Origin of the sequence: Flavobacterium sp. Arc3 (assembly GCF_041431375.1) — a bacterium.
In the GTDB taxonomy this organism is placed as follows: Bacteria; Bacteroidota; Bacteroidia; order Flavobacteriales; family Flavobacteriaceae; genus Flavobacterium.
Genome location: NZ_JASMRI010000006.1, coordinates 145,364 through 158,865, shown reverse-complemented (window position 1 = coordinate 158,865; position 13,502 = coordinate 145,364). Strand labels below are relative to the sequence as shown.

Below are 13,502 nucleotides of genomic sequence, written 5' to 3'. Positions count from 1 at the left end.
GAGCGTTGTATGCGCTTCATTTTCTTAATTTCTAAATAGTGTGAAATTTATGTTTTTTAAGTCGATGTGTTATTAAAGTGAGAAACTTTCCCCACATCCACATGTTCTATTTGCATTAGGATTGTTGAAAATGAATCCTTTTCCGTTTATTCCGCCAGAGAACTCTAAAATTGTTCCAGCTAAATAAAGAAAAGATTTTTTCTCCACTGCAATTGTTATTTCGTTGTCTATGAATATTTTATCGTCTTCGCTTTTGGCTTTGTCAAATTTCAAATCATAAGACAAACCGGAGCATCCGCCACTTTTCACGCCTACTCTTACGTAGTCTGTAGCAGCATCAAAACCGTCCTCTTTCATCAAATCGATGATTTTCTTTTTGGCAGTATCTGAAACCTTTATCATTGTTATATTGATTTTGTCTAAATTAACTACAAAGGTACTATATAAAAACCTTTTTCCATAACCGATAACATTTTTATAACTAATTGTAAAATAGAAAAAGTCGATGGGATTTCATTTAAAGCAGATCAATTTTCATAAATTGCAATATCTTTATGAAAAAGATAAGGATTCAAATAAAAATCTCCTTTTTGTTAAAGGATCGGGTGATCTAATTAGAATCTTTTAATTCTTCAATTTTTAATCTTTCAATTCAAAAAAAAATGAAATTATATCCTATAGAAACAGGGAATTTTAAATTAGATGGTGGTGCAATGTTTGGAGTTGTTCCAAAAACTATTTGGAGCCGAACCAATCCTGCAGATGCTAATAATTTGATCGATATCGCAGCAAGATGTCTGCTTATTGAAGATGGCAAACGATTAATATTAATTGACACCGGAATGGGTGATAAGCAATCAGAGAAATTCTTTGGTTACTATTCGCTTTGGGGTTCTCACTCTATGGATAAATCGTTGGCGAAACATGGTTTTAGTCGTGATGACATTACCGATGTTTTTATGACACATTTGCATTTTGACCATTGTGGCGGAAGTGTGCAATGGAACAAGGAGAAGACAGGCTATGAGCCAGCTTTTAAAAACGCTAAATTTTGGTCGAACGAGAATCATTGGGAATGGGCGACAAAACCTAATCCTAGAGAGAAGGCTTCTTTCTTATCTGAAAATATTTTGCCAATGCAAGAAAGCGGACAGCTGAATTTCATCAAAAAGCCTGAAGGTGATTTTCTCGAAAAATCAGAATTGGGATTTGGGATTTTCTTTGCAGACGGTCATACCGAAAAGCAAATGATTCCTCACATTCAATATAAAGGTAAGACGATCGTTTTTTGTGCTGATCTATTGGCTACAGCTGGACACATACCAGTTGCCTACGTAATGGGGTATGACACAAGACCGTTGTTAACGATGCCGGAGAAAACCAAATTCCTTAATGCTGCTGCCGACAATGATTACTATTTGTTCCTAGAACATGATGCGCACAATGAGATTATTACCGTGCAACATACCGAAAAAGGAGTGCGATTGAAGGAAGTTTTCTCTTGTGAAGCCGTTTTATAAAGAAAAGGGTGATAGTATGGTTTAGAAAAAAGCTACGTAAATAGGTAAGTTTTGAATTTGTTGCAAAATTTTGAAGAAGTTAAAATGGGATCTAAAGTATCTCTACATCACGAATTCTTCCCTCAGGATGATTAGGTGTTGAAAAAACAAATCGAATAGGAGTTTCTTAGCCTACCAGCATTCCTGGGAAGAAGAAAAGCGTTAAGAGCATATTTTTCTGATTGTTCAAAAATGATTGAGAACATAGACAAAGGTTCTTACGATTTTGAAAACAAAGAGACTTACATTAAAATGTTTGATGATTATTTTAAACAGTTTACTAATTAAGTATAAAATTTTTTGAATTAAAATACAAAAAGAGCTGTCTGAAAGGATAGCTCTTTTTTTGATACGACACTATTATGGGATTAATCAGGATGCCCTTGAGAAGCAGTTATAAACTCATAAATTAGTGTTAATCTCATTATTTTTGTAACAAAATAAATTATTTTAGACCAATATTTACAACTCATAAAGAAAATAATCAATGAATAGTATTAAACCGATTTGCCTTTCTGCCTTTGCCGTTTTGGTTTTGGCTGGATGTGGAGCTCAAAAACAAGTTTCAAGTTTTAGTTCTTTAACGGCAATTACCGCCCCTTTAAATGTTAAAAAAACTGCTGCTTTACAAGAAAATGAATTAAAACGTTGGAGTCATTTAGACATCGTAAATGACACTATTCCTGGAATGAGTGTTGACAGAGCTTATGCAGAACTTTTAAAAGATAAAAAAGGAGTAAAAGTCATTGTTGGAATTGTAGATTCAGGTGTGGATATCGAACATGAGGATTTAAAAGATGTGGTTTGGACTAATACAAAAGAGATTCCTGGAAACGGAATTGATGATGATAAAAATGGATACGTTGATGATATTCATGGTTGGAATTTCCTTGGAGACATCACCAAAGAAAATCTTGAATATGAAAGAATTATCAAAGATAAAAATTTAGTAGATGAGGTAACTTATCAGGAAGCGAAGAAAATCAATGATGAAAAAATAGCTAAAGCAGAAGCAGGGAAAACTCGTTTACAGGAACTATTAACTGTAATGGCAAGTGCGGATGCAATTGTAGGTAAGAATTTAGCGAAGCCTATTTATACTAGTGACGAAGTAAATGCGATTGACTCAAAAGACACGACAATATTAGAAAGTAAAGTAACAATGCAAAGAATGCTATCTTATGGTATGAGCATAGTTGATTTGCAAAAAGCGATTCAAGGTGATATTGACGAAATGACTGCTCTTCTTAATGGGGATAATCTAAAACAAGATTATAGAGCAGTATTGGGAGACAATCCAAACGATATCACTGATACAAAATACGGAAATAATAATGTTATGGGTCCAGATAAGGAAGAAATTCTTCACGGAACTCACGTTGCAGGAATCGTTGCTCAGGTTAGATATAACAATATAGGAGGGGATGGAATTGCTAATAATGTTGAAATTTTGACTGTTCGTGCGGTGCCAGACGGAGATGAGTATGATAAAGATATCGCACTTGGAATTCGTTATGCAGTTGATAACGGAGCGAAAGTAATCAACGGTAGTTTTGGAAAAAGTTTTTCTCCTCACAAACAATGGGTATATGACGCTATTAAATATGCTGAAAAGAAAGATGTATTAATTGTTCATGCTGCTGGAAATGATTCAAAAGACATTGATTCATACAATAACTACCCTAACGATTCTGATGATAAAAAAACAGAATTTGCTGACAACATGATTACTATTGGTGCACTGAATTTTGAGTATGGTGATAAAGTAGTGGCGCGTTTCTCTAATATTGGGAAAGTGAATGTTGATGTTTTTGCACCAGGTGTAAAAATTTATGCTACAACGCCAAATAACACTTATAAATACTTGCAAGGTACTTCAATGGCTTCGCCAAATGTTGCTGGAGTTGCGGCTTTAATTCGTTCTTATTATCCAAAATTATCAGCATCACAAGTAAAACACATTTTGATGGATTCAGGTGTTGCGATTGCTGAAAATGTTGTTGTAGGAGGGAATCCAAAAGACAGCCGTTCTTTTACAACTTTATCTCAATCAGGAAAGATAGTAAACGCATACAACGCCTTGTTAATGGCGGATAAAATGTCAAAAAAATAAAGAGAATAGTTATAAATCCAATGGAAGGACAACTGTCCTTCCATTTTTTATTTAAATACCATGAAAAAACTGCTTTTAATTTCTTTTATTACTTTTAATTTAGCAGCCGTCTCTGCCCAAAGTTCGGCTTATTGGCAACAACATGTTGACTACAAGATGGACGTTGCTATGGACGTTAAAAATTATCAATACAAGGGGACGCAAGAATTAATTTATACTAATAATTCGCCAGACACTTTGAGAAAAGTGTATTATCATTTGTTCAATAATGCTTTTCAACCAGGCAGCGAAATGGATGCGAGATTACACAGCATCAAATATCCTGATGGAAGAATGGTAAACAAGGTTAAAGTAGATGGTAAAGACGTTAAAGTAAGTCGTATCGAAAGCTTAAAACCAAACGAAATAGGCTACTTAAAGATTACTGATTTTAAACAAGACGGTGTTGCCGCCGAAGCAAAAACAGTGGGTACAATTCTTGAGGTTACTTTGGCTAAGCCAATACTACCGAACAGCAAAACTACTTTCACATTAAATTTTGACGGACAGGTTCCAGTACAAATTCGTCGTTCTGGTAGAAACAATTCAGAAGGTGTTGAATTATCAATGTCGCAATGGTATCCAAAAATGGCCGAATTTGATTTTGAAGGTTGGCATGCTGATCCTTATATCGCCAGAGAATTTCACGGTGTCTGGGGAGATTTTGACGTAAACATTACTATTGATAAAGAATATACTTTAGGAGGTTCAGGATATTTACAAAATCAAAACGAAATTGGACACGGATACGAAGACGCTGGTGTTAACGTAAACTATCCTAAGAAACTAAAAATGTTGACTTGGCATTTTGTAGCACCTATGGTCCATGATTTTACTTGGGCTGCCGATAAAAACTACATTCATGATGTAGTAAAAGGACCAAATGATGTTGACTTACATTTCCTTTATAAAAATTATCCAAAGACTATTGAAAACTGGAAAAAGGTAGAGCCGATGATGGTTAAAGTAATGGATTTTTACAATAAAAATATTGGGAATTATCCATACAAACAATATTCATTTATTCAAGGTGGCGATGGTGGAATGGAATATGCCATGTGTACTTTGATGCTAGGAAACGGAACTCTTGAAGGTATTTATGGTACCGCAACGCATGAATTAGGACACTCTTGGTTCCAACATATTTTGGCTTCAAATGAGTCAAAGCATCCATGGATGGATGAAGGTTTTACAACTTATGTTGAAGACTGGGCGCAAAATGAATTAGGAACTACTAAAGTTGAAAACCCTTTTGAAGGAAATTACAAGGCTTATTATAGTTTAGTGAATTCAGGGAAAGAGCAACCGCAAACTACTCATGGAGATCGTTATGATGAAAACAGACCGTACAGTATTTCGTCTTATGTAAAAGGGAGTTTATTTTTGTCTCAATTAAATTACCTGATAGGAGAAGATAAAACAGCAGAAACCATCAAAAGGTATTTTTATGATTTTAAATTCAAACATCCTACACCTAATGACATCAAAAGAACCGCTGAACGTGTTTCAGGCGCTAATTTAGACTGGTATTTAGTGGACTGGACAGAAACGTTGAATACGATTGATTATGGAGTCAAAGCGGTAACTGATAACGGTGACACAACTACTGTAAGTTTAGAAAGAATTGGCAGAATGCCAATGCCTATTGACCTATTAGTGGAGTATACTGATGGAACTATGGAAAGCTTTTATGTTCCATTGCGTATGATGAGTTTTGAAAAAGAGAATCCTAATCCGGAAGTAAAAAGAACGATTTTGAATGACTGGACTTGGGCTGCTTCTAACTACGATTTTACAATTGGGAAAGCAAAAAGCACAATCAAAAAAATCACTATCGATCCAAGCGGATTAATGGCTGATGTAAAACAAGAGAATAACGTTTTTAAACAATAAATTGTATTTCTAAACTTAAGTTTTGGTTCATGAACATTAAATATAACGAATCTAATAAATCAATAGAGATTAGGGATGGGCTTAAAAACTATGCCTTTTTAATAAACTTTTTGATGGTTTTAAATCTACTGAATGCGATTCTAAATTTATCAGATGTAAAAGCAAGCTTTGGTTTCATGAAAATAATATGGTTGGTATTAGGAGTTGTTTCGATTGTGATACTTTATAATGCTATTTTTAAAAAATCAACAAGAGAGAAAATACCTGCTGATCAAATAAAAGGATTGAATAAGCGGATTTTTTTAGGAAGGAAAAAATATTTTATAGAATTAAAGAATGGGAAAACCCGTGATTTATTAGAAGTGAAATCAGAATTAGAATTTACCAAACTGAGTAAGATGTTTACAAAAAATGGAATTCTACAATAAAAACAAAAGGTCGCAAAATTTATATTTTGCGACCTTTTTTGTATTTAGGAAAAGGAGAGTATTGTGTTCAACGAAAGGAAACACTAAATTTGTATCAAACGATTTTATAAAAAGACATGAAACCAAGTATAACAATTATTGGCGCAGGAATTTCAGGACTTTCAGTAGGGTTATATTTGCATCGCGAGGGCTTTTCTGTAAAAATTATAGAGGCTAGTGACAGGGTAGGTGGGAGAATTAAGACTGATGTAGTAGATGGATTTAGGCTAGATCGCGGTTTTCAGGTTTTGCTAACCTCTTATCCTGAAGCGAAAATGCTTTTGGATTACGAGGCATTAGAACTTAAAAAATTTTTACCCGGCGCAACTGTCCTTTATGATGGAGGTCAATTTGAAATTGCCGACCCGTTTAGAAGACCGTCAGCATTATTAGGAACCGTTTTTGCCCCAGTGGGTTCGTTGAAAGATAAATTCAATACTTTTGTATTGAAACAAAAATTAATAAGGAAATCGATTAAGGGCATCTTTTTGCAAGAGCAAAAATCAAGCTTGGAGCAATTGAAAAGTTACGGATTCAGTTCAAAAATGATTAATCGTTTTTTTAAACCCTTTTTCTCGGGTATTTTTCTAGAGAACAAATTGGAAACCCCAAACAGGATGTTTGATTTTGTTATGAAAATGTTTTCAGAAGGTGACGCCGCACTTCCCGCATTAGGTATGGAAGAAATCCCAAAACAACTAGCTATTCAATTGCCTGCCGATACTTTTTTGTACAATACAAAAGTCGTCGACATTCATGAAAACAGCATTTTCACCAGCTCGGCGGCTGAAATAAAATCGGATATTATTATAGTTGCGACCGAGGCGAATGATCTTGTTTCGAAATTAAAAAGTAATGTTGAAACCGGATATCGTTCTGTTACTAATGTCTACTTTCAAACCACGATTGCACCTTCAAACAAAGCAGTTGTAATTTTAAACGCTTCTGAAAAGGAAAAACTGGTAAACAACTTGACTGTCATGACAAACGTCAGCACTGCCTATGCTCCCGCGGGGAAAGTTTTAATTTCAGTATCTTGTAATGGGATCTTAGATTTTGAGGACCAGGAATTAGCCGAAAAAATTAAAGAGGAACTAGAACCTTGGTTTGGAAAACAAGTAGAAGAGTGGTCGCATTTGAAGACCTATAAAGTTAAATACGCATTGCCAAATCTAACTGTTCTTAAAGATGATTTGACAATTACTGATATGAAAATCAGCGACAATTTATATTGCTGTGGCGACCATTTGTTAAACGGTTCTATAAATGCTGCTATGAAATCAGGGCGTTTGCTGGCTGAATTAATCATTTTAGAGGGTAATAAAAAATAAACTAGTGATTATTATCACTACGGTAGTATTGTGGCAATATCTCTTAAGCTATTTGACTAATCCTACACACTTTAGCTGCTGAGCTAAGGTCATCTGGCTTTTCATTCTGTAACTCAGAAAAGCCCAATAAAAAGAATAATTTTCATTGTTTGATAGCGGCTTTAGTTGAGCCAAAAACAAGATAAACTACTGACAAAAAAATCAAGAAAAAAAGCACAAAAAACATTTTAGCTAAAATTGTATTTATACTTATCCCGGTAATTATATTTTCTTTCACAATAAAAGATTCTTTCAACCAACAATCTACTAAGGCGAGAATTGTTGGTTCATGGGTTGCGGATGGTGATTCTAATAGGATTTGGATCTTTTCATTAGATGGTAAATGTAATAGATACTATGCAAGTAAGTTTTTGAACACATCTGATTTTACCATCACAAACACATCTTGTGGAAATAAAATTGATTCGGAATATGAGTACTTAAAGTTGATAACAAGTATAGGGAAAATAAATTGCTATGCAATAAATGGTATTACTCAAGATGGTAATGATACATATTTATCAATAGAGTTTAATGGAAACCCAACATCAATGCTGTTTAAGAAACAATGAGTATGACGTATTATCGATTTATACAATAATTTACTAATGTTCCTTTCTCATACATTTCCTTCGGTAATGATTCTTTACCACTAATTAGAAACATTGGTAATATAACTGACACATATTTTGTAAATCAATTGATCTCAAATCAAAAAAGTCTAGTTTTCAAGCTAGACTTTTTTTATGTTCTTTTTTCTGCATTATTTTAAATGTTCTATCATATCTACTGTCATGGTTTCCAAGTCGTATTTATGATCCCAGTTCCAGTCTGTTCTCGCGTGATTGTCATCAATACTTGCTGGCCAGCTGTCGGCTATTTTTTGACGAAAGTCCGGTTCGTAGGTAATCTTAAATTCAGGAATGTGTTTTTTGATCTCCGCTGCGATTTCTGTTGGCGTAAAGCTCATCGCGGCCAAGTTATACGAAGAACGTATCTTAATCTGTTCAGCCGGCGCTTGCATAATTTGGATTGTTGCGGCAATGGCATCATCCATATACATCATCGGCATTTTAGTTTCTGAAGATAAAAAGCACTCGTATTTTTTATCGGCCAATGCTTTGTGGAAAATATCTACGGCATAATCCGTCGTTCCACCACCAGGAGGGGAAGAATAACTGATTAATCCTGGGTAACGGATGCTTCTCACATCCACACCAAAAATATTATGGTAGTATTCACACCATCTTTCACCAGATTGCTTGCTGATTCCGTATACCGTGGACGGCTCCATGATGGTATATTGAGGCGTGTTTTCTTTTGGTGTTGTTGGACCAAAAACAGCAATACTCGATGGCCAGAATATTTTTTTTATTTTTTTGGCTTTAGCCAAATTCAAAACGTGAAATAAAGAATTCATATTTAAATCCCAGGCGAAAGCAGGGTTTTTTTCCGCTGTTGCTGACAGTAATGCTGCCATCAAATAGATTTCATCGATTTTATGAACTTCCACAAGATGCTCAATCTGATTGAAATCCAATGCGTTTATTACTTCAAATTTACCTGAATTAACAACATCGTTATTTAGTTTTCGAATATCAGAAGCGATAACATTATCAGCTCCGTATATTTTTCTCAGAGAATGGGTTAACTCGGTACCTATTTGTCCACAAGCGCCTATAATTAATATTTTCGTACTCATATTGATTATTTTTTGAATCGCAAAGGTAACGTTTTCGTAAATATTTTTGCCGTGTTCTTTCAGGATTATAAATCCGATATAAAAACACCTGAAATGATACTTTTCTGTTCGTTATTTTAGCGTTTTTGATGCCATAAACGTAGTGTTTGGCATCGCATTGGAATTTACATATTCGAATCTGTAATTATAAATTTACTTTGTAACTTTGTGCTTCCTTGTAATCGCAATGAAATGAGCGTAAAAGAATTTCGACGGCGAGACGAAAGAGGCTTTGCTAATTACACAGGACTCTAAAAACAACAGACAGCATTCCTATGAAATATAAAATAATACCCTTTCTTTTTCTGATTATTAGCCTTACTTCCTGTAAAGATGATAACCAAAAAAGGATAGCAGAAAACGAAAAAGACGCCAAAAAAAAGGAAGTCATTTTTTCAAATATTAAAAAAGGTTGGGTTTTTTATGACACTCCTATAAACACCACTGCAGAAGAAAGTGTGGCCACCTGGAATGAGCTTCGTCTGTTTTTGACTGAACTGGCTCAAAAACCGAAAAGGACTATTGGAGCATTTCAACAAAAAGCGACAGCCATCTCTAAAAAAGCAATGGCATTGAATGAGAATTTGCCGATTCAATTTGATAAACCACAAATTAAAAGCAGAATTTCAACCTTAATCACTAAAGTACGATTGTTAGATTTGTACATTCATTTAGATAATATTCCGGATAAAAAAGTGGTGCATTTGATTGCTGAAATCAACAATGAGCTGGCGTCGTTACAGAGACAGATGGATAAAATCGTTGAAAAAAGTAAAATTCCCGTGGAAGAAGGGGAATCTGATTTAATGAAAATGATGGATGCCTCCAGAGCCATTCCCAATAGTAGTCCAACAATAAACGATCCAAATCTCCCTCAAATTGAGTAAAGCTGCCCTATATAACATCTTTGATAATTCGCCTAAAATTCAACAAATCGTTGAACGTTTACAGGAAAATAATCAACCAAAATTACATCTTGATGGCTTGCTGGGATCAGCAACATCTTTTGTCATACGAGCGTTATTTAAAAAAGCAGATGCTCCTTTCCTTATCGTTTTAAACAATAAAGAGGAAGCAGCCTACTATTTGAATGATTTAGAACAAATGATTGGTGATAAGGATGTGTTGTTTTATCCAGGCTCTTATCGTCGTCCGTACCAAATTGAAGATACTGATAACGCCAATGTTTTGTTGCGCGCCGAAGTGCTCAACAGAATAAATTCCCGCAAGAAACCGGCTGTAATCGTAACATATCCCGAAGCGCTATTTGAAAAAGTAGTGACTCGTAGAGATTTAGATAAAAACACATTAAAAGTGTCCGTAGGCGATAAGATATCGATAGATTTTATCAACGAGGTTTTATTCGAATATGAATTCAAAAGAGTCGATTTCATTACAGAACCTGGAGAGTTTTCTGTTCGTGGAGGTATCGTCGATGTGTTTTCTTTTTCAAATGATAATCCGTACCGAATCGAATTTTTTGGAGATGAAGTCGAAAGCATTCGTAGCTTTGATGTATCGACCCAGTTGTCACTTGAAAAACAGAATAAAATTACGATAATCCCAAACGTGGAGAACAAAGTTTTTCAGGAGAACAGAGAAAGCTTCCTGGACTATATTTCAGAGAAAACAGTGCTGTTTATTCAAAATACCGAAGACCTTTTTTCTCAATTAGACAAGCAATTTGCTAGGGCAGAAGAAGCTTTTGAAAAATTGTCAAAAGACATTAAACATGCTACGCCGGATCAATTGTTTTTGAACCAAAAGACTTTTATAAAAAGAGCCTTAGACTTTTCGATAGTAGAATTGAGTCCAACGCCAATTTTTAAAATCGCTAAGAAATTCGAATTCCACATTCAGCCACAACCGTCATTCAACAAGCAATTTGATTTGTTGTTGAACAACCTGAGTGAAAATCAGTTTAACGGTTATAAAAATTATTTATTTTGTTCAAATGAAGGACAGGCAAAACGATTTCATGATATTTTTACAAGTTTAGACGAATCCAACTCCGAGAATATCCGAAAACAATACAATACGATTGTTATGCCTTTGTACCAAGGTTTTATTGATGAAGAAAACCAAATTACCTGTTATACCGATCACCAGATTTTTGAACGCTACCATAAATTCAACATTAAGAGTAGCTATTCGAAAAAGCAAAATATCACTTTAAAAGAATTAACAACGCTGTCCGTTGGTGATTATGTAACACACATCGATCACGGAATTGGACGTTTTGGAGGTTTGCAAAAAATACAGGTCGAAAACAAAACTCAGGAAGCTATAAAACTGGTTTATGCTGACAATGATATTGTGTATGTGAGCATACATTCACTACACAAAATCTCAAAATATACGGGTAAAGACGGGACACCGCCCAAAATTTATAAGTTGGGATCGAATGCTTGGAAAGTTTTAAAACAAAAAACTAAGGCAAGAGTTAAACACATAGCGTTCAATTTGATTCAGTTGTACGCCAAAAGAAGATTAGATAAAGGATTTCAGTTTGCACCTGACAGCTATTTGCAAAACGAATTAGAAAGTTCCTTTATTTATGAGGATACTCCGGATCAAACTAAATCTACGCAGGAAGTAAAAGCGGATATGGAAAGCGATCGTCCGATGGATCGATTAGTGTGTGGTGATGTAGGTTTTGGAAAAACAGAAGTTGCCATTCGTGCTGCTTTTAAAGCAGTGGATAACAGTAAACAAGTCGCAATTCTAGTTCCTACAACTATTTTGGCGTACCAACATTACCGAACGTTTACGGAGCGATTGAAAGACATGCCGGTAACCATTGGTTATTTAAACCGATTTAGAACAGCCAAACAAAAAGCCGAAACTTTAAAGGATTTGGCAGAAGGAAGACTAGATATCGTTATTGGAACCCATCAATTGGTGAACAAAAATGTGGTTTTTAAAGATCTTGGCTTGTTGATTGTTGATGAAGAGCAGAAGTTTGGGGTTAATGTCAAAGACAAATTAAAGACTATTGCCGCTAACGTCGATACGCTGACATTGACCGCCACGCCAATACCGAGAACCTTGCAGTTTTCTTTGATGGCAGCGCGCGATTTATCGGTTATTACGACTCCGCCGCCAAATCGGTACCCCATTGACACCAATGTAGTCGGTTTTAGCGAAGAGTTAATTCGGGATGCGATTTCATATGAGATTCAACGTAACGGACAGGTGTTTTTTATCAATAACCGAATTGAAAACATAAAAGAAGTCGCGGGAATGATTCAGCGTTTGGTACCCAATGCTAGAGTTGGAATTGGGCACGGACAGATGGAAGGGAAGAAACTGGAAGAATTGATGTTGGCTTTCATGAACGGGGAATTTGATGTTTTGGTAGCTACTACCATTATTGAAAGCGGGTTAGATGTTCCCAATGCCAATACAATTTTCATCAATAATGCCAATAATTTTGGTTTATCTGACTTGCATCAGATGCGCGGTCGTGTGGGACGAAGCAACAAGAAGGCTTTTTGTTATTTTATCTGTCCGCCGTATTCAGCAATGACAGACGATGCCAGAAAAAGAATTCAGGCATTAGAGCAATTCAGTGATCTGGGAAGCGGATTTAATATCGCGATGAAAGATTTAGAGATTCGTGGCGCTGGAGATTTATTGGGAGGTGAACAAAGTGGTTTTATCAACGAAATAGGTTTTGACACTTATCAGAAAATCATGAATGAGGCCATAGAGGAATTAAAAGAAAATGAATTCAAGGATTTATATCCTACAGAGAATAATATTGAAACCAAAGAGTACGTAAAAGACCTGCAAATCGATACTGATTTTGAGTTGTTATTCTCTGATGAATACATCAATAACATTAGTGAACGATTGAGTTTATATGGTGAATTAGCGGCTGTAAAAAATGAAGAAGAATTACAAATCTTCCAGACAAAACTGATTGACCGTTTTGGGCCAATGCCTCCACGAGCAATTGCTTTAATGAATAGTATTCGAATCAAGTGGATTGCGACTCAAGTAGGAATTGAGAAACTAGTGATGAAACAAGGCAAGATGATTTGTTATTTTGTATCTGATCAACAATCTGATTATTATCAATCGCAACGTTTTAGAGCGGTGCTACAGTTTGTTCAAAAGCACACTGACCTTTGTAAAATGAAAGAGAAACAAACGCCAAATGGCTTGCGTCTGCTAATCACTTTCGATAATGCAAAATCAACAAGAAAAGCTTTAGAGTTGATGGAGATGTTGGGAAAAAGAGATTAATTTAAGTTCAAAACGGATAGTCTAATGGAATTGCAGCAAGTAATCAGTGTTCAGTACTTTAGTTTTCAG

Annotated in this window: 9 protein-coding genes; 7 read left to right on the top strand and 2 right to left on the bottom strand. The window is 35.1% G+C overall.

Features of this window, described 5'->3' with window-relative positions; all coding sequences use genetic code 11:
• Nucleotides 1–72 precede the first annotated feature (72 nt).
• Entirely contained in the window at nucleotides 73–402 is a 330-nt protein-coding gene (locus tag QO200_RS06155; RefSeq protein ID WP_339919192.1) for an iron-sulfur cluster assembly accessory protein, read from the bottom strand.
• 260 nt (nucleotides 403–662) lie between these two features.
• Here QO200_RS06155 and QO200_RS06150 point away from each other — a divergent pair, with 260 nt between their 5' ends.
• The 5 genes from QO200_RS06150 to QO200_RS06130 all read left to right on the top strand — a co-directional run bounded on the left by QO200_RS06150 (nucleotide 663) and on the right by QO200_RS06130 (nucleotide 7,402).
• The gene (locus QO200_RS06150; protein WP_371537724.1) at nucleotides 663–1,520 is read left to right on the top strand and encodes an MBL fold metallo-hydrolase; all 858 of its coding nucleotides are present in this window, start codon (nucleotides 663–665) and stop codon (nucleotides 1,518–1,520) included.
• 526 nt (nucleotides 1,521–2,046) lie between these two features.
• Nucleotides 2,047–3,672, top strand: coding sequence for a S8 family peptidase (locus QO200_RS06145; protein WP_371537721.1), 1,626 nt, complete (start codon nucleotides 2,047–2,049; stop codon nucleotides 3,670–3,672).
• A gap of 60 nt (nucleotides 3,673–3,732) precedes the next feature.
• Complete coding sequence (locus tag QO200_RS06140) at nucleotides 3,733–5,604, top strand: M1 family metallopeptidase (RefSeq protein ID WP_371537719.1); 1,872 nt, start codon at nucleotides 3,733–3,735, stop codon at nucleotides 5,602–5,604.
• A 29-nt stretch (nucleotides 5,605–5,633) separates the two neighbouring features.
• A complete protein-coding gene (locus QO200_RS06135) occupies nucleotides 5,634–6,032 on the top strand; it encodes a hypothetical protein (RefSeq protein ID WP_371537716.1) in 399 nt (132 codons plus the stop codon).
• Nucleotides 6,033–6,148: 116 nt separating this feature from the next.
• Nucleotides 6,149–7,402 carry an NAD(P)/FAD-dependent oxidoreductase gene (locus QO200_RS06130; protein WP_371537714.1) on the top strand — a complete coding sequence of 418 codons (1,254 nt, stop codon included), beginning with the start codon at nucleotides 6,149–6,151 and terminating at the stop codon, nucleotides 7,400–7,402.
• Nucleotides 7,403–8,204: 802 nt separating this feature from the next.
• Here QO200_RS06130 and QO200_RS06125 read toward each other — a convergent pair.
• Entirely contained in the window at nucleotides 8,205–9,143 is a 939-nt protein-coding gene (locus QO200_RS06125) for an L-threonine 3-dehydrogenase (protein WP_371537712.1), read from the bottom strand.
• Between the two features lie 314 nt (nucleotides 9,144–9,457).
• On the opposite strand from QO200_RS06125, the gene QO200_RS06120 reads away from it, so the two are divergent.
• Both QO200_RS06120 and mfd read left to right on the top strand, forming a co-directional pair.
• Nucleotides 9,458–10,069 carry a hypothetical protein gene (locus QO200_RS06120; protein ID WP_371537710.1) on the top strand — a complete coding sequence of 204 codons (612 nt, stop codon included), beginning with the start codon at nucleotides 9,458–9,460 and terminating at the stop codon, nucleotides 10,067–10,069.
• A complete protein-coding gene (gene mfd / locus QO200_RS06115; protein WP_371537706.1) occupies nucleotides 10,062–13,433 on the top strand; it encodes a transcription-repair coupling factor in 3,372 nt (1,123 codons plus the stop codon). The genes QO200_RS06120 and mfd overlap by 8 nt, the downstream gene beginning before the upstream one ends.
• The last annotated feature ends 69 nt before the right edge of the window (nucleotides 13,434–13,502 follow it).